The organism is Marinobacter sp. C2H3 (genome assembly GCF_037080155.1).
Lineage (GTDB): Bacteria > Pseudomonadota > Gammaproteobacteria > Pseudomonadales > Oleiphilaceae > Marinobacter.
The window spans coordinates 323,066-342,967 of sequence record NZ_JBBBNZ010000001.1 but is presented as its reverse complement, the minus strand read 5'-3'; the positions used below and the strand labels follow the sequence as shown (position 1 = coordinate 342,967).

The 19,902-nt window shown below is 66.0% G+C and carries 19 protein-coding genes; 12 read left to right on the top strand and 7 right to left on the bottom strand.

Features of this window, described 5'->3' with window-relative positions:
- Positions 1-25: 25 nt before the first annotated feature.
- Positions 26-2,479 (bottom strand): LPS-assembly protein LptD, encoded by a 2,454-nt coding sequence (locus V3388_RS01475; protein ID WP_442915595.1) that lies wholly within the window; start codon positions 2,477-2,479, stop codon positions 26-28.
- Positions 2,480-2,657: 178 nt separating this feature from the next.
- On the opposite strand from V3388_RS01475, the gene V3388_RS01470 reads away from it, so the two are divergent.
- Genes V3388_RS01470 through V3388_RS01460 form a run of 3 tightly spaced genes read left to right on the top strand, consistent with a single transcriptional unit; the run spans position 2,658 to position 5,180 of the window.
- A complete protein-coding gene (locus V3388_RS01470; protein WP_336365744.1) occupies positions 2,658-3,707 on the top strand; it encodes an aminoglycoside phosphotransferase family protein in 1,050 nt (349 codons plus the stop codon).
- A complete protein-coding gene (gene murU, locus V3388_RS01465; protein ID WP_336365743.1) occupies positions 3,704-4,405 on the top strand; it encodes an N-acetylmuramate alpha-1-phosphate uridylyltransferase MurU in 702 nt (233 codons plus the stop codon). Before V3388_RS01470 ends, murU begins: the two co-directional genes overlap by 4 nt.
- Before the next feature lie 4 nt (positions 4,406-4,409).
- Positions 4,410-5,180 (top strand): molecular chaperone DjlA, encoded by a 771-nt coding sequence (locus tag V3388_RS01460; protein WP_336365742.1) that lies wholly within the window; start codon positions 4,410-4,412, stop codon positions 5,178-5,180.
- Here the strand turns inward: V3388_RS01460 and V3388_RS01455 are convergent.
- Positions 5,172-6,188 carry a DUF3530 family protein gene (locus V3388_RS01455; RefSeq protein ID WP_336365741.1) on the bottom strand — a complete coding sequence of 339 codons (1,017 nt, stop codon included), beginning with the start codon at positions 6,186-6,188 and terminating at the stop codon, positions 5,172-5,174. The two genes, V3388_RS01460 and V3388_RS01455, sit on opposite strands and share 9 nt — an antisense overlap.
- Before the next feature lie 126 nt (positions 6,189-6,314).
- On the opposite strand from V3388_RS01455, the gene rpe reads away from it, so the two are divergent.
- The 6 genes from rpe to trpC all read left to right on the top strand — a co-directional run bounded on the left by rpe (position 6,315) and on the right by trpC (position 12,033).
- Positions 6,315-7,001, top strand: a complete 687-nt coding sequence (rpe, locus tag V3388_RS01450) for a ribulose-phosphate 3-epimerase (protein ID WP_336365740.1) — start codon at positions 6,315-6,317, stop codon at positions 6,999-7,001.
- On the top strand, positions 6,998-7,687 hold the full coding sequence (locus V3388_RS01445) for a phosphoglycolate phosphatase (protein WP_336365739.1): 690 nt from the start codon (positions 6,998-7,000) through the stop codon (positions 7,685-7,687). Before rpe ends, V3388_RS01445 begins: the two co-directional genes overlap by 4 nt.
- A 237-nt stretch (positions 7,688-7,924) precedes the next feature.
- Positions 7,925-9,412, top strand: coding sequence for an anthranilate synthase component I (gene trpE / locus V3388_RS01440; protein ID WP_336365738.1), 1,488 nt, complete (start codon positions 7,925-7,927; stop codon positions 9,410-9,412).
- 16 nt (positions 9,413-9,428) lie between these two features.
- Complete coding sequence (locus tag V3388_RS01435; protein WP_336365737.1) at positions 9,429-10,007, top strand: aminodeoxychorismate/anthranilate synthase component II; 579 nt, start codon at positions 9,429-9,431, stop codon at positions 10,005-10,007.
- A 14-nt stretch (positions 10,008-10,021) separates the two neighbouring features.
- Positions 10,022-11,050 carry an anthranilate phosphoribosyltransferase gene (gene trpD, locus V3388_RS01430; RefSeq protein WP_336365736.1) on the top strand — a complete coding sequence of 343 codons (1,029 nt, stop codon included), beginning with the start codon at positions 10,022-10,024 and terminating at the stop codon, positions 11,048-11,050.
- A gap of 167 nt (positions 11,051-11,217) precedes the next feature.
- A complete protein-coding gene (gene trpC / locus V3388_RS01425; protein ID WP_336365735.1) occupies positions 11,218-12,033 on the top strand; it encodes an indole-3-glycerol phosphate synthase TrpC in 816 nt (271 codons plus the stop codon).
- A gap of 168 nt (positions 12,034-12,201) precedes the next feature.
- Here trpC and V3388_RS01420 read toward each other — a convergent pair whose 3' ends face one another.
- The 4 genes from V3388_RS01420 to V3388_RS01405 form a co-directional block, all read right to left on the bottom strand.
- The gene (locus tag V3388_RS01420) at positions 12,202-12,810 is read right to left on the bottom strand and encodes a DUF4202 domain-containing protein (protein WP_336365734.1); all 609 of its coding nucleotides are present in this window, start codon (positions 12,808-12,810) and stop codon (positions 12,202-12,204) included.
- A gap of 20 nt (positions 12,811-12,830) precedes the next feature.
- Positions 12,831-13,448, bottom strand: coding sequence for a glutathione S-transferase family protein (locus V3388_RS01415; protein ID WP_336365733.1), 618 nt, complete (start codon positions 13,446-13,448; stop codon positions 12,831-12,833).
- A gap of 80 nt (positions 13,449-13,528) precedes the next feature.
- Positions 13,529-14,272, bottom strand: coding sequence for an alpha/beta fold hydrolase (locus V3388_RS01410; protein WP_336365732.1), 744 nt, complete (start codon positions 14,270-14,272; stop codon positions 13,529-13,531).
- 1 nt (position 14,273) lies between these two features.
- Positions 14,274-15,374, bottom strand: a complete 1,101-nt coding sequence (locus tag V3388_RS01405; RefSeq protein ID WP_336365731.1) for a M14 family zinc carboxypeptidase — start codon at positions 15,372-15,374, stop codon at positions 14,274-14,276.
- 299 nt (positions 15,375-15,673) lie between these two features.
- On the opposite strand from V3388_RS01405, the gene V3388_RS01400 reads away from it, so the two are divergent.
- The 3 genes from V3388_RS01400 to V3388_RS01390 all read left to right on the top strand — a co-directional run bounded on the left by V3388_RS01400 (position 15,674) and on the right by V3388_RS01390 (position 18,871).
- Positions 15,674-16,642 (top strand): ABC transporter substrate-binding protein, encoded by a 969-nt coding sequence (locus tag V3388_RS01400; protein ID WP_336365730.1) that lies wholly within the window; start codon positions 15,674-15,676, stop codon positions 16,640-16,642.
- Positions 16,643-16,764: 122 nt separating this feature from the next.
- Positions 16,765-17,802: an ABC transporter permease gene (locus V3388_RS01395; RefSeq protein WP_336365729.1), complete on the top strand. Its 1,038-nt coding sequence runs from the start codon at positions 16,765-16,767 to the stop codon at positions 17,800-17,802.
- A 10-nt stretch (positions 17,803-17,812) separates the two neighbouring features.
- Entirely contained in the window at positions 17,813-18,871 is a 1,059-nt protein-coding gene (locus V3388_RS01390) for a quaternary amine ABC transporter ATP-binding protein (protein ID WP_336365728.1), read from the top strand.
- A gap of 22 nt (positions 18,872-18,893) precedes the next feature.
- Here V3388_RS01390 and V3388_RS01385 read toward each other — a convergent pair whose 3' ends face one another.
- Positions 18,894-19,868 (bottom strand): META domain-containing protein, encoded by a 975-nt coding sequence (locus V3388_RS01385; RefSeq protein WP_336365727.1) that lies wholly within the window; start codon positions 19,866-19,868, stop codon positions 18,894-18,896.
- Positions 19,869-19,902 lie beyond the last annotated feature (34 nt).

Genomic DNA, 19,902 nt, shown 5'->3' with positions numbered 1-19,902 from the left:
CGGGATTGGTTTGTCCGGCCCGGTGTCAGGGAGTTCCGGATGGCGTTCCAAAACGGCGCTTCTCACGCTCTTCGTAGCCATAAATGGCGTCGGATATGTCGGTCGAGACACCGCCGCTGCCCCCCAGTCCCTTCAGCTGAATCTGAAACAGGATCTGGTTATCCAGCTGTCGATCGCTGGTGAGGTAGCTTTGCTGTATGACCTGGACGCTCCAGCAGCAGTTCGTGTATTCCAGACCAGCCAGCGTACCCACGGTCCGGTCCAGTTGGGAATCGTACACCCAACGGCCAATCACGCTGACACGGTCGGTGATCGGGAACACCGTCGCGATGTCGCTTTGCTCAAGCGAATCCCGGCGGTAGGTGTGGCCGAGAGTGGCCAGGTACCGGTAGTCCTCGGAATGAAACGTCAGCTCGCTCCGGCCTTCCTGGGTCTGGCCCGTGTCCGGGTCCCAGAGGCCGGACGAGCGGATTTCCAGGGTATCAAGGGGATTGAGTACCACTTCCCCCGCCAGCGGCGAGTTCGGCTCCCGGTTGCCGCCCTGGCCGAACAGCGTGACATCCTGTTCTTCCAGATAATGTACCTGCCCGACGCTGACCCGGGCGCGCTCGGCGCCGGTGACCAGATCGTTGATTCGGCTGGTCAGTGCCACCGTTACCTGATTGGTGTCCCCGACCCGGTCGCCGCCGCTGAAGCGGTTGGGTTCAAACAGCTGGTCAAACCGGAAGCTGCGCAAGGAGGTGTCGAAATCCGGGATGTCGTTCTGGTCCGCCGGCGCGTTGGCCCACGCGTAGTAAAGCCGGGGTTCGAGGCTCTGGTTGTAGGGAATGTCGAACAACTCGGAGCGGCGGTCAAAGTACAGGCCGTTGTCCCATTCCACCACCGGCACGGTGCGATCGATGTTGCCGTCCCCGAGGGTGTAGTCCTCCAGGGCATAGCGGGTGTAATCGACGCTCACCGACGGCCGGCTGAATCCCCACAGCGCCCGCATGGGCAGGGCCAGCTCCGGCACCGCCCGCAGGCGCTGGCCGTTGGCCCGGTCCAGGCCGGAGAGGTTGCTGTTGTCCCGGTAGAAATTGGTGTACTGGCTGTCCAGATTGGCCTCGAACGCGCCCACGTCAGCGGTGGCACCGTAGGTGATGTTGGGCAACTGGGCGTAGGGCTTGTTGCGATCGGGGATGTAGTCCGAAATCGTCTGGTAATCGCTCAGGTAGCCGTCAAAGTACTGGCTGGCGTCCCGGTAGCGGAAACCGCCCTGGCGCAGCAGGTGGGTTTCCCGGTTGATGTTCAGGCTGCGGTTCAGGTCGCTCAGGTAATCGTTATCGCTGACCGCCGAGAAATCGCCGTAGCCGGTCCAGCCGCCACCGAAACTGGCGCGGGTGGTGGCGTCGAGGCCCCAGCGACGGCCGCTTTCACCCGGATTCTCGTCCGCGTAATAGCCGTCGTTGTCGATGTACCCCACCTGCAGATCGGTTTCCCCGAACCGGCTCAGGTAGCGGCCTTCCGCCTCGGTAAAGAGCCCCCGGCCACTGATGAACTGGGGCGTCAGGGTGGCGTCGTACTCGGGCGCCAGGTTGAAGTAGTAGGGCACCGACAGGAAGCCGCCGGTGCCGGTGTTGGAGGTGCCGAACTGCGGGTACAGGAAACCGGTCTTGCGCCGGTCGTCGATGGGGAAGCTAATGTAGGGCCAGTAAAAAATCGGCGTATCCAGCACTTCCAGGCGAACGTGCTTGGCGGTGCCCACCCCCTCGGCCCGATCCAGGTGGATGTCGGACGCCACCACGGCCCAATCGTTACGGGCGGGGCCGCAGGTGGTGATCAGCCCTTCCTTGATATCGACTTCGGTGTCGCTGGGCCGTGACAACTGGGCGGCGTTGCCGCGGATACCCGGGCCGTTGAGCAGGTAGGTGGCGTCGTCGATATCGAGCAGGCCGGTGTTGGCGTCGTAGTCGGCGGCACGGCCGGTGAGCAGAAAGCCCTCGCCCCGGCTGACCATCGGGCCCTTAACGGACATCTGCCCCAGGTTCTGGTCGTAGAGCGCCTCCTGGCCGGTCACCAGCAGCCGGCCCTGGCGAATGCGCACGTCGCCTTCCAGCCGAAGCTGGTTATCAATCTCGTAGCGGGCGTTCAGGCCGCTGGCCTGGATCGGCGCCTCGGTGTCCGAGGTTGCGCCTCCCGGCAGGGCCAGGCCGTCGTCGGTGCCCCCCCGGGAAGGCAGATAACCGCCTTCGCAGAATACCGGGAGCTTAGCCCGCACCGCCTCGGGAAGCTGGTCCCGTGGCCGCCAGTCGATCTCCGCCGCCGTGGGCGCGCCGCCGTCGTCGGCCCGGGCTGGCTGCGCCATCAGCCAGGCCGGTGTCACCGCCGCCAACGAGAGCAGCACCAGACGGCGGACGCCTGCCGACGCCATTGCCCCTGCGGCCGGAAACAGAATCGGCGATGAGGCCGGCAGGGCAGCGTGGCGGCGGGCGGATGACACGGTGGCAGGTTTCCTGTTCCGGTTTGCGATCAACGGGGTATGAGCGTGAGCCGCCTAGTTTACACGTGCCCCCGGACCTTGTTAACGCCGGCCGCCGGTAAAAGCCGTTTCACCCGCTCGAGCTCCTCTGCTACGCTTCGCTGATCACTGGCTCCCAACCGCAACGAACCCGCACGTTATGGACACTCGCCTGCACGCCCTGACCCGCTGGGTCCGCACCCTGCCCGGCTTTGCCGCGGCCACCCCCGAACCGGTTTCCGGCGATGCCAGCTTCCGGCGTTATTTCCGGGTCTGGCGCGAACCCGGTGACGGCGCAACCGGGCGCACCCCGTGGATCGTCATGGACGCACCGCCGGAACACGAAGATTGCGGCCCTTTCCTGGCCATTGCCCGGCACTGGCACAGCAACGGCGTGGCGGTACCGGCCATCGCGGCCGAGAATCTGGCAGACGGGTTTTTGCTGCTCGAGGATTTTGGCGACCGGCTGATGCGCGGCGCCCTGGACGATCCGGCCGAGGCCGATCAGCATTACCGAGCGGCCCTGGACGAGCTGGTGGTCATCCAGGGGCTCGACAACCCGCCCGACTACCCGCTGCCGCCTTACGACGCCGCCCTGCTGGATCGGGAAATGGCGCTGTTCCCGGACTGGTTGCTGGAACAGCACCTGGGCCTGCCCCTGGACAACGGCACACGCTGCCTGCTGGACACCACCTTCGCCTTCCTGCGGGAAAGCGCCTTGGCGCAGCCGGAGGTCACCGTCCACCGGGACTATCATTCGCGAAACCTGCTCGTGCGCCACGGCACCGATCGCCCCGGCGTGATCGACTTCCAGGACGCGGTGCGCGGACCGGTTACCTATGACGCGGTTTCGTTATTGAAAGACTGCTACATCCGCTGGCCCGAGGCGCAGGTGGCCGAATGGCTCGAGCATTTCCGCCTGGCCAGCCAGGCCGCCGGACAGCACCACGCCGACGCCGACACCTTCCGGCAGTGGTTTGAGCTGATGGGCATGCAGCGCCACCTCAAGGCCGCCGGCATCTTTGCCCGCCTGGCACGGCGGGACGGCAAGACCGGCTATCTGGCCGACATCCCCAGGACCGTCTCTTACCTGGTGGACGCCAGTGCCCGTCAGCCGGCCCTGCGGCATTTCCACGAGTGGCTCGTGGACGCTGCGGTGCCGCGGATTGCCGAGGTCATCGGCCCGCTCCCGGAGCAAACGCCATCGTGATTGCGATGATCCTGGCCGCCGGCAAGGGCGAGCGCATGCGCCCACTCACCCTGACCACCCCCAAGCCGTTGCTCCGTGCTGGCGGCCGGCCGCTGATCGAGTACCACCTCGAAGCCCTGCACCGGGCCGGCATCGACCGGGCGGTGATCAATCACGCCTGGCTCGGGGAGCAGATTGAACAGCGCCTGGGCAACGGAGACCGATTTGGCCTGGCCCTGCGCTACTCCCGGGAGCAGGAACCGCTGGAAACCGCCGGCGGCATTGTGCGGGCCCTGCCCTTGCTGACCCGGGACGGTGATGACTGGTTCCTGGTGATCAATGGTGACGTCTGGTGCGACCTGCCCCTGCAGGCCTTGCAGCCGCCGGCCGACGCCGATGCCTTGCTGGTGCTGGTGGACAACCCCGACCACCACCCCGCAGGGGATTTCCGGCTGGGCGCGGACGGGATCATCACCGATCGGCCGGCGGAGACCGCGAGCCCCTCAGGCACCGCCAGCCGGCTTACCTTCGCCGGCATCAGCCTGCTCCACCGCCGCCTGTTCAATGGCCTGGACGACTCCGCAGGCAGGCTCGCGCCGGTGCTGCACCGGGCCATCGCCGCCGGCCGGGTGCGGGGCTACCACCATCTGGGCGGCTGGGTTGATGTGGGCACGCCGGAGCGCCTGCACCAGCTGGACCTGCGGCTGTCCGGAGCCTGACCCAATGGCCAAAACCGCCGACCGACCCACGGCCTCTGCCCCCCTGCCGACCCACCTCGAGCGCGCCCTGAACCGGACCCTGGACCGGCTTGAACGTGCCGGCTTCCGCTCTCCCGAGGTGCTGACCGAGGCCGCGCCGCCGGCCTGGGCACTGCGCACCCTGTTTCATGCCCTGGGCTATCTGGCCAAGGCGGACGGCCGCGTCACCGAGGCCGACATTGCGTTCACCGAGCGGGTTATCACCGCGTGCCGCCTCTCATCCGGCCAGCGCCGGCGGGCCATCGCCCGGTTCCAGCGAGGCAAGCAGGCCGATGACCTATCACCCCCCCTGGGCATCCGCCTGCCCCTCGGCTGGTCGCTGATGCCGGGAACGGCCGTCGCCGTCGCCGCCTGCCTGTGCGAGGCGGCGCAGCTCAGCGGCCCGCCCACCAAGGCCCGCCGCCATCGGTGCGAGGACGCCATTGACCGCCTGGGCCTGCCGATGAGTGTTGGAGAGGATCTTCTGGAGGGATTTCTTCGGCGGCGCTGGGCACCAGAGGAACTGCCCGACAAGCCCGCCACCTTCGAACAGGCCTGCCGGCTTTTGGGGGTAACCCGCCGGGATTCGCTGGAGCAGATGAAGCGGACCTACCGCAAGCGGGTCTCCGAATGCCACCCGGACAAACTCGCCCAGCAGGGCCTCTCGCCCCGGGAGCTGGCACTGGCCAAGGAGCGGCTGCTGCGTTACCAGCAGGCCTGGGAACTGATCAAACAGCGCAGCCGGCCACTATCTTAGCCAGCCGGTCACCCGGTGGGCGAGCGCCAGGGCGTCGCCCGGCGTCAGGTTCAGCAGCGATACCGGTAGCGACACCGGCTGCCATTCATACCCGGAAAATCCCGCCCGCTTGAGGGCACCGCCCCGGGCACGGGCCTCGTCCGCGGCGCCGGCCGGCGCCAATTCCAGCATCGACAACTCCGATCGGGTTGCCAACTGGTCCATCAGCCCGGCCTTCTGGGCCGGATAAAATCGGGGCGCAATCCACACCAGCTTCTGGATATCGCCATCGGCCGCCGCCAGCACCGGGCCGGCGCCATGGCCCACGGCCACCAGAACACGGGTACTGTAGCCCTGGTCCGCCGCCAACTGGCCGGCCGCCTTCAGGGTCTGCGCCACGCGCGCCTGGTAGCCGGCTCCCGCATCCGAGGGCGCCTCGGCTTTCATCACATCAATCATCACGGCGGCCGGGTCCTGCCCGCCCCCAGCCGTGCCTGAGCCTTTGCCTTCGGTATCGGCTGCCTTGTCGGCGCCCGAGTCGGCACGGGTGCCGTTGCTGGCCGCCGGCGCTTTCGCGCCGTCGCTTCCAGGCTGGGACCAGAGTGCGGTCAACCCCGGCGGCGGCGATGGCAGCCCAACCGACACCAGCCCCCATCCGGCGGCGGTCACCGCCTCCGCCAGCCCCCGGGCCAGGGCGTTACCGGCGCCGGCGCCCGCCTCCGACAGCAGGATCAGGGCGCCCCGGGCATCACCGGTCTGGTCCGGGTAGAACAGCGCCGGCACGGTGGCGCCATCCTCCAACGTCAGGGCGCGGGCGTGATCCGGAAACTCCGTGAACAGCCCCGCATCCCCCGGCCCCACCCGGACCATCGCCCGATCACGCTTCAGCGCCTTCGTATCGGAGGTGGCCACACCCGTCGACGGGGCCGCACCGCTACCCTGGGTGCCGGCGGCATCCGCCGCTGGCTGCTGGCCCCACGCCGGCGCGCCGGCGGCCAGCGCCCCCATCGACAGAACCAACACCGTCATTCGTACGCTTCCCATCACGCTCACAACCCCGTATTTCGGGTTTACCCACCGGGAAAACCCGTGATCAAACTGGTAGACTAGCATCGCTTTCGACCACCGACATCGACACGCTGCGAGAGACCGTCCATGAATCCGTACCTGATTGCGCCGTCCATTCTGTCCGCCGATTTTGCCCGACTGGGCGAGGAAGTCGACAACGTCCTCGCCGCCGGCGCCGACGTGGTGCACTTTGACGTCATGGACAACCACTACGTCCCGAACCTGACCATCGGCCCCATGGTGTGCGAGGCCCTGCGCAAGCATGGCGTCACCGCGCCCATCGACGTACACCTGATGGTATCCCCCGTGGACGACCTGATCCGCATGTTCATCGACGCCGGTGCCAGCTACATCACCTTCCACCCCGAAGCCAGCAAGCACATCGACCGCTCCCTGCAACTGATCCGGGACGGCGGCTGCAAGGCCGGGCTGGTGTTCAACCCGGCGACGCCGCTGAGCTATATGGATTACGTGATGGACAAGCTGGACATGGTACTGCTGATGTCCGTCAACCCGGGATTTGGCGGCCAGAAGTTCATCCCCGGCACCCTGGACAAGCTGCGGGAAGCCCGCCAGCGCATCGACGCCACCAACTATAACATCCGCCTGGAAATCGACGGCGGCGTCAAGACCGACAACATCCGGGCCATCGCCGAGGCCGGTGCCGACACCTTCGTGGCGGGTTCTGCCATTTTCAACACCGACGATTACAAGGCCACCATCGACGCCATGCGCGCCGAGCTGGAGCAGGCCCGCGCGGTCATCGGCGAATGAGCCTGGGCGGACTGTTCAACGCCCGCTGGCCTGGGGTTGCCCTGTTCGATCTGGACGGCACCCTGGTGGACAGCGCGCCGGACCTGGCCGCCGGCGTGGACCGCATGCTGATCTACCTGGGCCGGAAACCCGCCGGTATCGATCAGGTGCGCAACTGGGTGGGCAACGGCGCCGCCGTGCTGGTGCGCCGGGCGCTGGCCGGCCGGATTGACTGGGAGCCGGCCCGGCCCGCGGACGAGGCGTTGTTCGAGGACGCCCTGGCGATGTTCTACCACTACTACGGCGAGGTGAACGGCGAGCACGCCCGGCTGTACCCCGGCGTGGAAGCGTGCCTCAGCCGCCTGCAGGATAACGGCTGCCGGCTGGCGGTGGTCACCAACAAGCCGGAGCGCTTCGTGGCGCCCCTGCTGGAAAAGGTCGGGCTGGCCAACCGCTTTGAGCTGTGCATTGGCGGCGACACCCTGCCGGTACGTAAACCGGACCCGACGCCGCTGCTGCATGCCATGACCGAACTGGGCGGCCGCCGGAGCACCACCGTTATGATCGGCGACTCCGCCGCCGACGTGGGCGCGGCCCAGGCCGCTGGCATTCCCTGCGTGGCGGTGCGCTACGGGTATAACTTCGGTACCCCCGTGGATGCCCTGGGTGCGGACGCAGTTGTTGATTCACTGGCCGAGCTTTTGTAATCTCAGCCCTCAATGAACAGACCTTTCTGATCGGGAGATTCCTGCCGTGCAGGGACTGAATCTGACTGCAGCGCGAGGCATCCTCACAACCCGCGCAACGCGATGGTGGCGATGGCGCACCGGCTGAGCAAGCCCGGCGGCTGACTGGCGCATGCCCGTTGAGCCCGCACCACCCGGCGAACGGCCCGGAGACCCCGGCCGTGACGCGAACGCAGAACAGATATCAGGAACCGAATCATGACCCCCGAGCACTTTGCCGAGCTCGCCCAGGCCGGCTATAACCGTATCCCTGTCTACCGGGAAGTCCTTGCCGACCTGGATACGCCCCTGAGCACCTACCTGAAACTGGCCAGTGGCCCCTACTCCTACCTGTTCGAATCCGTTCAGGGTGGCGAGAAGTGGGGCCGCTACTCCATCATCGGCCTGCCCAGCCGGGAAAGGCTGATGGTGTTCGACCACCGGGTGGAGGTGCGCCGGGACGGCGAGGTGGTCGAGCAGGCCGAGGTGGACGATCCCCTGGCGTTCGTGGACGCCTACCAGCAGCGTTTCCACGCCCCGGACCTGCCCGAGCTGCCCCGATTCAACGGCGGCCTGGTGGGCTACTTCGGCTACGACACCGTCCGCTACATCGAAAAGCGCCTGCGCAAGAGCTGCCCGCCGGACAAGATCGGCACCCCGGACATCCTGCTGATGGTGTCCGATGAAATCGTGGTGTTCGACAACCTCCGCGGCAAGCTGCACCTGATCGTGCACGTCGACCCGTCGGTGCCCGATGCCTATGAGCAGGCCCAGGCGCGCATCGACGCGCTGGAAAGCCAACTGCACCGGCAGACCGCCAATGCTCCCCGCACCCCGGCGCATCTGCGGGGCAAAACCGTGGACGAGAGCGATTTCATCTCCGGTTTCACCCAGGACAAGTTCGAGGCCGCCGTCGAGCGCATCAAGGGCTACGTGCTCGATGGCGACGTGATGCAGACGGTGATCTCCCAGCGCATGTCGATTCCGTTCGAGGCGCCGCCCCTGAACCTGTACCGCTCGCTGCGGGTGCTCAACCCGTCGCCTTACATGTATTTTCTGGATCTCGGCGATTTCCACATCGTGGGTTCCTCGCCGGAGATCCTGGCCCGGGTGGAAGACGAGGAAGTGACCGTACGGCCCATCGCCGGCACCCGCAAGCGCGGCGCCACCGATGCGGAAGACAACGCTCTGGAAAAGGAACTGCTGGCGGACCCGAAGGAGATCGCCGAGCACCTGATGCTGATCGACCTGGGCCGCAACGACGCCGGCCGGGTCTCGGAAACCGGCACCGTGAAGCTGACCGACAAGATGATCGTGGAGCGCTACTCCCACGTGATGCACATTGTCTCCAACGTCACCGGCCGCCTGAAGCCCGGCACCAGTTGCCTGGACGTGCTGCGGGCCACCCTGCCCGCCGGCACCCTGAGCGGCGCCCCGAAGATCCGGGCCATGGAGATCATCGACGAGCTGGAGCCGGTCAAGCGCGGCGTCTATGGCGGCGCGGTCGGCTATCTCTCGTTCAACGGCAACATGGACACGGCCATCGCCATCCGCACCGCGGTGATCAAGGACAACACCCTGCACATCCAGGCCGGCGCCGGCGTGGTGGCCGATTCCGTACCCCGCCTCGAGTGGAAAGAGACCATGAACAAGGGCCGCGCCATTTTCCGGGCCGTCGCCATGACCTACAACGACTACGATCACTGAGGCGGAGGCACGGATTATGTTGCTGATGATCGACAACTACGACTCCTTCACCTACAACGTGGTGCAGTACCTGGCGGAGCTGGGTGCGGACGTGCAGGTGTATCGCAACGATGAGATCACGGTAGAGCAGATCGAGGCCCTCAAGCCCGAGCGGCTGGTGATTTCCCCGGGCCCCTGCACCCCGAACGAGGCGGGCATTTCCATGGCGGCGATCCGCCATTTTGCCGGCAAGCTGCCGATCCTGGGCATCTGCCTGGGGCACCAGTCCATCGGCCAGGTGTTCGGCGGCGATATCATTCGTGCCGGCCGGGTGATGCACGGCAAGGTCTCGGCGGTGTACCACAACGATGTGGGGGTGTTCCGGGGCCTCAGCAATCCGGTGCAGGCCACCCGCTACCACAGCCTGGTGATTGACAAGGCGACCCTGCCCGAATGCCTGGAGGTCACCGCCTGGACCCGCAACGAGGACGGCTCCGTGGAGGAGATCATGGGGGTCCGCCACAAGACCCTGCCCATTGAAGGCGTGCAGTTCCACCCTGAGTCGATCATGACCGAGCAGGGCCACGAACTGCTGCGCAACTTCCTGAGAACATAACAAGAGGCCGAGCCATGGACATGAAGCAAGCCCTGAACCGCATCGCATCCAACCTGGACCTGTCCCGGGAGGAGATGAAGGATGTGATGCGCATCGTTATGAACGGCGAGGCCACGGACGCGCAGATCGGCGCATTCCTGATGGGTCTGCGCCTCAAGAGCGAGACCATTGATGAGATCACCGGCGCCACCGAGGTGATGCGGGAGCTGGCCACCACCGTCACGGTGAAGGCGGAGCCGCTGGTGGATATCGTGGGCACGGGCGGCGATGGCGCCAATCTGTTCAACGTGTCGTCGGCTGCCTCGTTTGTGGTCGCCGCGGCCGGTGGCTACGTGGCCAAGCACGGCAACCGGGCGGTGTCGTCCCGCAGCGGCAGCGCGGACCTGCTGGAGAAGGTGGGCGTGAACCTGTCCATGAAGCCGGAGGAAGTGGCCCGCTGCGTGGAGCAGATCGGTGTCGGCTTCATGTTTGCGCCGGCCCACCACGGCGCCATGAAGCACGCTATCGGCCCCCGCAAGGAGCTGGGCTGCCGGACGCTGTTCAACATTCTGGGGCCCATGACCAATCCGGCGGGCGTGAAGCGCCAGCTGGTGGGGGTGTTCAACCGGGAGCTGTGCCGTCCGATGGCGGAGGTGCTGCATCGCCTGGGGGCGGAGCACATCATGGTGGTGTGCTCGAAGGACGGCCTGGATGAGATCAGCCTGGCCAGCGCCACCCATGTGGCGGAGCTGAAGGATGGCCAGATCACCGAGTACGACGTGACGCCGGAGGACCTGGGTATCAAGAGCCAGACGCTGGTGGGCCTGACGGTGGAGACGGCGGATGAGTCCCTGAAGCTGATCAAGGCGGCGTTCGGGCGCGGCCACGATGAGATGGCCGAGAAGGCCCGGGATCTGATCGCTCTGAACGCCGGCGCGGCCATCTATGTGGCTGGCCTGGCCGCCACCGCCAAAGACGGCGTGGAGATGGCCCTGGACGCCATGGGCTCCGGACTGGCGGCCGGCAAGATGTCCGAGCTGGCGGATTTTTCCCAGTGTTTTTAACTCAACATCGCTGCTGACACATCGGCAGGACGATCCGCTGGAGCGCCCTTGCCCAAAACACGCCCGTGAATACGTCCCTGTAGGGCTTGGCTGCAGCCATCCATGGCTGCAGACAGTTTTGGGCAAGGGCGCTCCATCGGCTCTCGCAACCAGAGTGCAGGCCCTCAATGACTGACCGACACCTTGATAAAACGCCGACCATCCTTCGCACGATCGTGGACCGGAAATGGGAAGAGATCGACGAGCGCAAGCGCTCCGTGTCCCTCGCTGACCTGAAAGCCCAGGCCGGGGACCAACCGCCCGCCCGAGGCTTTGCCAATGCCCTGCGCCAGCGGATTGAGCGACAGACGCCGGCCGTCATTGCCGAGATCAAGAAAGCCTCCCCCAGCAAGGGCGTCCTGCGGGATCCGTTCGAACCACCCGTGATCGCCGAGAGCTACGAAAACGGCGGCGCCGCCTGTTTGTCCGTGCTCACGGACCGGGACTTTTTCCAGGGCCACGAGGACTACCTCAAGGCGGCCCGCGCGGCCTGCAGCCTGCCGGTGATCCGTAAGGACTTCATGGTGGCGCCCTATCAGGTGTACGAAAGCCGGGCCATCGGCGCGGACTGCATCCTGCTGATCGCCGCCTGCCTGCCCCGGGACCAGATGCAGGAACTGGAGGGCATCGCCCATGAGATCGGGCTGGATGTGTTGGTGGAAGTGCACGATGACGAAGAGCTGGACGACGCGCTGACCCTGCGCACGCCGCTGGTGGGCATCAACAACCGCAACCTGCACACCTTCGAGGTGTCCCTGGATACCACGTTTGACCTGCACCACCGGATTGCCGAGGACCGCCTGACCGTCACCGAGAGCGGCATCATGACCCGTGAGGATGTCACGGCCATGACCGACCGGGGCATCTACGGGTTTCTGGTGGGGGAATCGTTCATGCGGGCTGACGAGCCCGGTGAGAAGCTCAAGAATATGTTTTTCGGCTGACCTTTCGTCTCGAGGCAACAAGCACCGAAGCCTGAAACAGGCCGGTGGGTGGGCCGGGCCGGGATCGTGCGGAGCCAGGGATGGCGGAGCCGAGCGTACAGGGACGTATTCACAGCGTATCCCGGCCCGGCCCACCCACTGGCCTGTGCACCGAGGTCAAGATAGACCTCAGGCCTCAGACAGCGCCTCCTGAAGCAACGCCTGCAGTTCCTCCGGCATCCCGGCCGCAAGCGCCAGGGCCGCCTCGTGCCCGCGGGGCGTCATCTTGCCCCAGGTGCGGCGCACAATCCGCAGCCATTTTTCCCGGTCGTAGTCGGCCTTCTGGGCGTAGAAATCGGCAAAATACCGCTCCAGGAACACCAGGCAGGCCACGTCTTCCAATCGTTGGGTGTCCGCATCCTGGCGCAGTTCCCGCTTGGTGAGGATGGTCTCTACCCGCGTGCATTCGTCCGCCGGATACCCGCAGCCCGCCAAGATCTCCGCCGCCCGGCGGCCATGCATGCGGCCGCAGGCCTGGCGCCATTCGTAATAGTGGCGCCGGCCCTCGCCGTAATCGCTGCGGGGCATGGTCCAGCGCTCGATGTGCTGGGCCCGGCAGGCAATCTGCAGGCGCTCGGACGGATCGGGCTCCAGGGCGTGCAGCCAGCGGGTCATGTGCAGGCTGTAGGCGTATTCCCGGGGCAGCGCCTCGCCGTCCACCGTTTCCACGTTGGGGTCGGCGCGGTTGGCCGCGTCGATGGCGGCCAGGGCGCAGTGCAGGCGGTCGGCGTCGGGCATGGGGCTTTCCTGTGTTGGCGTTAAACCGAGGCCGACGGCCGTGCCTTGATGCGGTCGAACCAGGCCTGCAGGTGGGTCTGCTCCGGCTTGATGCGGATGTTCACCACCCGGGCGAAGGCGATGGTGGTAAACGCGTTGATGTCGGCGGCGGTGAACGTGTCGCAGCAGATGTAGGTTTTGCCTTCCAGGTGCTGATTGAGGAAATCCATGAACTTCTCGACGGCCTTGCCGCACTCCTCGCCCCACTCCTTCACCGGGTTCATCCGGTCCTTGAAGTAGCCGGTGGTGTGCTGGAAGCACATGCCGGTGGGCAGGAAGAAGTTCAGTTCAATCCAGCGCAGCCACTGCTCAATCTGGGTCTTTTCCATGGGCGTGTCGCCCAGCAGTTTGGGGGTGTCCGGATAGCTTTCCTCGAAATAGCGGCAGATCGCCATGGTTTCGGCCACGCAGGTGCCGTCGTCCAGCTCCATCACCGGCACCTTTTTCATGGGGTTGCGGGCGGCGAATTCCGGCGTCAGGTTCTCGCCTTTCTGCAAATCGATCTGGACGAATTCAGCCTTGTCGAGCAGCCCTTTCTCGGCCATGAACATGCGCACGCGGCGGGGGTTGGGGGCGGTCTTGGTTTCGAAAATTTTCATTGTTATCGGCTCCCTTGCGGACCATCGGTGGGTGGCGTAACCGTCAATCAGGGCAAGACTGACCCGAAAAAACGGTTGCGTCAAGCAACCTCCGGAGCCGCCAGCCAGCGCCGGATGCGCTCTACCGTCCAGTCCGGATCGTCCAGGGGCAGGTCGTGGCCGGCCCGGTCGTGGAGCATCAGGGGCCAATCGTAGCGGTTGGCCAGGGCCCAGCTGCAGCGCCAGTCCACCAGGCGGTCGGCGCGACTGGCCAGCACCAGCGCGTCCGCCAGCGGGCGGGTTGTCGAGGGCCGGTAGCGCAGGGCAGCGCCCAGTTGGCGCAGGGCGTTCGGGCGGCTGACGGGGCGCTGCCGCTGGATTTCCTGCCAGGCCGCCAGCGTGCCCGCCGGCAGTGGCCGATGGTTGGACGACATCGCCAGGATGCCCCGCTCCCGCTCGTCCACCGGCGCCGCCAGCAGGCGCAACACGGCCGGCCAGCGGCCCGGCCGCAGCCGCTGCCAGGGCGGGCTCAGGCGGCTGCTGCTGTTGATCAGCACCACACGGGCGATCACCTCCGGCTCGGCCTGGGCCCAATCCAGCGCCACCATGCCGCCGAGGGACAGGGCCAGTAACCCCAGGGGGCGCGGCAGCGCGCGAGTCGCTTCGGCCACGGCTCGCCGAATCCCGGGGATGGTATCTGGGCTGGGATCCCGGTATCGGTCGCCGGCGCCGGGCAGATCCACCGGCCAGAACCGGTGTTCGGGCAGAGCCGCCTTCAGCCGCTCGGGGAAGGCGCCCCAGTGGGCGGATTCGCGGGTGAGCCCCCGCAGCAGCAGCCAATCCATTTCAGGCGTTGTCCCGGTACCAAAGCTGAAGCGCCGCCTGCCGCAGCAGGGGTTCCTGATCCTGGCCGGGCAGCCACTGATCGTGGCTGGCGGCGGCGTGCAGCAGGAAGTCGATCCAGTTCAGGTGGCTGCGCAGGGCCCGGCGGGTGCGGTGGGGTACCAGGGGATTGAACAGGCCGTCCAGCCGGAGCAACTGCCCCGGGCGTTTGCGCACCCAGCGCCAGGAACCCATTTCCAGGGTCAGCGGCAGGAAGGCGCCCTGGGTGCCCCGGTTGATGCGTTTGTAAAAGTGGTCCCACAGGTCACCGTGGGTGAGGTAATGGGTCGACTGCGGCTCGAACCGGTATTCGTGGTTCGGGTAGGCCTGTTCCCAGAGCAGCTTGAGCGCCAGCACCGAGGCGATGCGGCGCATGGGCCGGCGCCGGTAGGCGTAAGGGAACCAGATCTGGTCGCGCCAGCCAAAACCGCTGTGGCAGTCCAGGGCCACGCTGAACGGCCGACCGATGACCTCCTCTTCAATCACCCGGGCAAGGGCCTGGTTCTCCGGTTCCATCGCCTGCTCCGGGGTGCCGATGTACCAGGGCAGGTGCCGGGACCAGCGCTGGCCGCCGAGCATAAAGGTGCTGCCGGACTGGGCCCGGATGGGCGCGTTGCGCATCAGGTCGACGCCGTTGGGGTTACTGCGCTGGTTGCGGTACATGCCGCCGGGGTTGAGAAGCGGCAGCACCACCACCCGAACCTGCCCCAGCAAATGCTGCAGGGCCCGGTCCCAGCGCATCCGGTGCAGCACCATGGACAGCCAGGCGGTGACCACCTGGGTACCGATCCGCTCCAGCCCGTGCACCCCGCCCACCAGCAGTACCAGCGGCGCCGACGGCTCGGCGGCCCCCAGGGTTACCTGATAGACCGGCAGGGTCAGGCCATCGGTGCTCACCCGCTCGGCAACGCTCACCGTTGCGCTCTCCGGCGCCTCCGCCAGCAGCCGTTCCAATGTCACCAGCTCTGGCAGGTTGGCCCGAAGCTGCCGGCGCTGGCGGGCGTCACGGCCGGCCTGCTCGGCGGGTATGGCAGCGTGGGGCGTGAGGTCGCGTAACTCGGTCATGGCAGGCTCCGGACAAGGGTTCTGTCACTGTGAAGCCGGTTTACGACACTGGTATGACAGCCCCATCTCCGGGCCCCAATCACCTCTCACCTGCCCATACCTGCGACGGATTTTGGATAGGACCTTGAACATTTGTTCATTTCCCTTATCCTTAGAGGTCAATGCTTTTGGAAGTCGAACGTTTGAAAAACTTCAGTAAAGCCTTGGTCGTTCTGCCTCTTTCCGGCCTTCCCGGCCGCGATCCCTTATTACGTACTCGAAACATTTCAGCACCTTACCCACCGAACGGGAGACGTAAGATGAAAAAGCTTGCCTCCGCTGCGCTGCTGTGCGCGGCCACTTTGCCCGGCCTGGCTCAAGCTGACTGTGGCGAAGTATCCATCACCGAAATGAACTGGGCGTCCGCGTCCATCGTCACCAACGTGGCCAAATTCATCATGGAGCAGGGCTATGGCTGCGACGTCACCGTGGTGCCTTCGGACACCGTGCCGGCCGTCACCTCCGTGGCCGAGAACGGCGAGCCGGACATCGTCACCGAGCTGTGGCTGAACTCCGCCGGCGAGGCCTACACCCGGCTGGAGAAACAGGGCAAGGTGGTGCGCCTGGGCAAGGTACTGGACCCGGGCGGCGTGGAAGGCTGGTGGATTCCCACCTACCTGGCCACAGAGCACCCGGAGCTGAAAACCATTGAAGGTGTCATGGCGCACCCGGACTGGGTTGGTGGCCGCTTCAACAACTGCCCGGACGGCTGGGGCTGCCGCGTGGTCAATGACAATCTCATCCGCGCCCTGGATCTCGAATCCTCCGGCATCAAGGTCTTCAACCACGGTTCCGGCGAGACCCTGGCCACATCCATGGCCTCCGCCATTGAGAATCAGGAGCCCTGGTTCGGCTATTACTGGGGCCCGACCATCCCGCTGGGCAAGTACGACATGACCCGTGTCAGCCTGGGTGAGTACAAGAAAAAAGTGCACGAGGCCAACCAGAATCCGGACACCCCGAACCCGGGCGTTTCCGAATTCCCGGCCGCGCCGATCCTGACCGCCGTGACCACGGACTTCCAGGATCGCGAGCCGGCAGTGGCCGACATGCTCAGCAAGATGACCATCAAGACGGCCACCATGAGCAGCCTGCTGGCCTGGAAGAGCCAGAACAACGCCTCCGCCGAGGAGGCCACGGTGCACTACCTGACCGAGAACCCGGACGTCTGGTCCGGCTGGCTGAACGATGCCGCCCGCGAGAAGCTCTCCGGCCTGCTCAACCAGTAACCACTCCGGCGTCCCCGTGCCAAGAGGCACGCTCGGTGCAAGGATGCAGGGTCCGGGCCGCCGTTTCATGACCTGACCCGATCCGCCGCGGATTCCGCGGCGGATCATCGGAACTCCTACCCATGGCAACCTACCAATCTGCGTTTAACGCCCTCGGGCTGAAAGACTGGTGCGCCGGGGACGGCGGCGGCAACGCCCCGATGTCCATGGCGCAACTGTTGGCCAAGAACAGCGGCGACAAAGTGGCTGACACCTCCCTCTGGGACTTGCCGTTTCCCTCCCTGGACGCGCTGCACAAGGCCTGCCCGGCCTGGCCCCAGTCCCGGGAACTGACCAAAGGGCTGGAACACGCGTTCCTGAACGTGAAGGACAGCCTCAGCCTGGTACTGGACCCCATCACCCAGCCATTAAGCTGGTGCCTGGACGGCGCCCTGTACGTCATGCAGAACACGCCCTGGTGGATTGTGATCCCGGTGCTGATGGCGGTGGTGTTCCTGGTCACCAAATCCTGGAAGCTGGTGGGCCTGGTGGCGGCGAGCATCCTGTTGCTGGCGTTCATCGACTACTACACCTACGCCATGCAGACCCTGGCCATCATTTTTGTGTGTGCCTTCCTGTGCGTGTTGCTGGGGGTACCCATCGGCATTGCCATGGCCCGCAGCGACCTGCTGCAACGGCTGCTGATTCCGGTGTTGGACATGCTCCAGACCCTGCCGCCGTTCGTGTACCTGATCCCGCTGATCTTCCTGTTCAGCGTGACCGAATCCAAGCTCTACGGCATCGCCATCATCCTGTACGCCATCGTACCCGTGGTGCGGCTCACCAATCTGGGCATCCGGCTGGTGGACAAGGAAGTGATCGAGGCGGCGGACGCCTTCGGCATGACCGAGCGGCAAAAACTGTACAAGGTTCAGATTCCCCTGGCGCTGCCCAACATCATGGCGGGCGTGAACCAGACCATCATGATGAGCCTGGCCATGGTGGTCATCGCGTCCCTGGTCTCGGCGCCCGGGCTGGGCGTACTGGTTCTGAAAGGCATCCGCAACCTGGAACTCGGGGTTGGCCTGGTATCCGGCCTCGGCATCGTGATTCTTGCGGTGATCCTGGACCGAGTAACCAAGGCCTCGCTGGCCCGCATCAACGCCGCCCAGAAAGCCTGAGGAGCGCACCATGACCGCCGAACCCAAGATTGCCATCCGCAACCTGTACAAGATCTTCGGACCGGAACCCGAGGTGGCGCTGGAGTATGTCAAGCGCGGCGTCGGCAAGGCCGACTTGCTGGAAAAACACGGCCACGTTCTGGGCCTGAAGGACATCAACGTGGACATTCGCCACGGTGAGATCACCGTGATCATGGGCCTGTCAGGCTCCGGCAAGTCCACCCTGATCCGCCACCTGAATCGGCTGATTGAACCCACCGCCGGTGAGGTGCGGGTGGACGACCAGGACGTGCTGGCGTTCAACGAGGACCAGCTACGGGAGCTGCGTCGCACCCAGATGTCCATGGTGTTCCAGAAATTTGCCCTGCTGCCCCACCGAACCGTGCTGGAGAACGCCGGCATGGCCATGGACGTGCGCGGCAAGCGGGTGCGGGAATTCGAGGCCGCGGCCCGCAAGTGGCTGACTCGCGTGGGGCTGGAAGGCAATGAAAACCAGTACCCGCACCAACTCTCCGGGGGCATGCAACAGCGGGTGGGCATTGCCCGGGCGCTGGTGTCCAACTCACCGATCATGCTGATGGATGAGGCCTTCTCCGCCCTCGACCCGCTGATCCGCTCTGACATGCAGGACCTGCTGCTGGAGCTGCAGGCGGAGCTGAAGAAGACCATCGTGTTCATCACCCACGACCTGGACGAGGCCCTGAAGCTGGCAGACCACCTGGTTATCCTGAAGGACGGCGAGGTGGTGCAGCAGGGTGATCCCCAGCACATCCTGCTGAACCCCGGCGACCCGTACATTGTCGACTTCATCGCCGACATCAACCGGGCGCGGGTGCTGAGGGTGCGTTCAGTGATGCGCAAGATGAACGGCGGAGCGGCCGGCGACTACGCCGGCGACCTGAACGAGCGGGACAACCTGGAATCCGTGCTGGCCCGCTCCGGCGGGGATACCCGGCTGGTCTATCGCGTGGTCCGTGGGGACGACACCGTGGGCGAGCTGGCCATGACCGATCTGACCCGGGCGCTGGTGCCCACCAACGCCGCCAGCGCGCCGGCCGAGCGGCTGTAACCGCCAGCGCCCGCTGGCAGCGTCAGCGGCCCGGCTCGGGCTCCGCCAGCAAAACGGTACCATCGCCGGTGATCAGCTGCAGGTGGTTCTGCGGGTCCAGATCAAACCGGGCCACCTTACCCAGAAGCGCCAGATACCGGGCCTCCAGGGCCATGCGATCGGCATCGCAGGCCATGCGGGTTGAGGCGAGATTGCTCAGCGTCAGCCCCTCGCCGGTCAACCGGTAGCCGCCGGCTATCCGATTGCAGGCCGATTGCCCTGACAGCCGCCGGTCGCTGGCAAAACGCAGGGTCAGGGCCGGACGCTCCGGCAGGGTTTCGTCGCCCAGACGAACCAAGCGCCATTCCACACCCCGCAGCAGTCGGTCCGGCTCGCCGCCGCAACCCCGGTAATCGGCGCCGCCCACCGACAATCGCACCTGGGCCGGGAACACCTGCCCGGACATGTCGTCCCGGCAAAGCTGGCGGGCCACCGTCACCGTCACGCGGTCATCCACCGGCCCTGCCACGACGCGCTGACCAAACCGGTCTTGCTGTCGGCTCACCACGGCCAGGGGCTCTGCCGGCGCCGGCGACAGGGGGCGCTTCAGGCTCAGCCCGTTGTCGTCCAGGGTCAGGTGCCAGAACGGTTCGTTGCCGCCACCCTGAAAGGGCCGTTCGAGCGCGCCCGGGGGCAGGCACTCTGGCAACCGGTCACCGTTCACCACCAGCAAAGCCCGGTCGCCCTTGCGCCAGAACTGGGTGTCCGGATCACCCGGCGCCTCGTAGCGGGCCCCGGAGGCACTCACCGCCGGCCGGAACAGCCAGCGTCCACCGGGGTAGGAAATACCGAGAACACCGTCACCAGCCTCGTCCACCCGGATGTCCAGTTGCCCGCAGGCGAAGGTTACAGGGCCCGTTTCGGTCGGCTGGCTCAGGGCGCTGCAACCGGCCACGAGCAGAAAGGCCAGAACGGGGAACGCCAGGAGGAGGCGCGTGAGTGCACGCAGGTGTGTCATGGAAGATATCCTTATCTCGTTTCGTGGGCGTCAT

What these genes read in the sequence shown, in the direction of transcription:
- trpC (WP_336365735.1), top strand. Translation starts at nt 11,218, where the DNA reads ATGACTGACCGACACCTTGATAAAACGCCGACCATCCTTCGCACGATC.
- V3388_RS01455 (WP_336365741.1), bottom strand. Translation starts at nt 6,188, where the DNA reads ATGACGGTGTTGGTTCTGTCGATGGGGGCGCTGGCCGCCGGCGCGCCG.
- V3388_RS01410 (WP_336365732.1), bottom strand. Translation starts at nt 14,272, where the DNA reads ATGGATTGGCTGCTGCTGCGGGGGCTCACCCGCGAATCCGCCCACTGG.
- V3388_RS01405 (WP_336365731.1), bottom strand. Translation starts at nt 15,374, where the DNA reads ATGACCGAGTTACGCGACCTCACGCCCCACGCTGCCATACCCGCCGAG.
- V3388_RS01385 (WP_336365727.1), bottom strand. Translation starts at nt 19,868, where the DNA reads ATGACACACCTGCGTGCACTCACGCGCCTCCTCCTGGCGTTCCCCGTT.
- V3388_RS01415 (WP_336365733.1), bottom strand. Translation starts at nt 13,448, where the DNA reads ATGAAAATTTTCGAAACCAAGACCGCCCCCAACCCCCGCCGCGTGCGC.
- trpD (WP_336365736.1), top strand. Translation starts at nt 10,022, where the DNA reads ATGGACATGAAGCAAGCCCTGAACCGCATCGCATCCAACCTGGACCTG.
- V3388_RS01390 (WP_336365728.1), top strand. Translation starts at nt 17,813, where the DNA reads ATGACCGCCGAACCCAAGATTGCCATCCGCAACCTGTACAAGATCTTC.
- V3388_RS01435 (WP_336365737.1), top strand. Translation starts at nt 9,429, where the DNA reads ATGTTGCTGATGATCGACAACTACGACTCCTTCACCTACAACGTGGTG.
- V3388_RS01395 (WP_336365729.1), top strand. Translation starts at nt 16,765, where the DNA reads ATGGCAACCTACCAATCTGCGTTTAACGCCCTCGGGCTGAAAGACTGG.
- V3388_RS01400 (WP_336365730.1), top strand. Translation starts at nt 15,674, where the DNA reads ATGAAAAAGCTTGCCTCCGCTGCGCTGCTGTGCGCGGCCACTTTGCCC.
- V3388_RS01460 (WP_336365742.1), top strand. Translation starts at nt 4,410, where the DNA reads ATGGCCAAAACCGCCGACCGACCCACGGCCTCTGCCCCCCTGCCGACC.
- V3388_RS01470 (WP_336365744.1), top strand. Translation starts at nt 2,658, where the DNA reads ATGGACACTCGCCTGCACGCCCTGACCCGCTGGGTCCGCACCCTGCCC.
- rpe (WP_336365740.1), top strand. Translation starts at nt 6,315, where the DNA reads ATGAATCCGTACCTGATTGCGCCGTCCATTCTGTCCGCCGATTTTGCC.
- V3388_RS01445 (WP_336365739.1), top strand. Translation starts at nt 6,998, where the DNA reads ATGAGCCTGGGCGGACTGTTCAACGCCCGCTGGCCTGGGGTTGCCCTG.
- V3388_RS01420 (WP_336365734.1), bottom strand. Translation starts at nt 12,810, where the DNA reads ATGCCCGACGCCGACCGCCTGCACTGCGCCCTGGCCGCCATCGACGCG.
- trpE (WP_336365738.1), top strand. Translation starts at nt 7,925, where the DNA reads ATGACCCCCGAGCACTTTGCCGAGCTCGCCCAGGCCGGCTATAACCGT.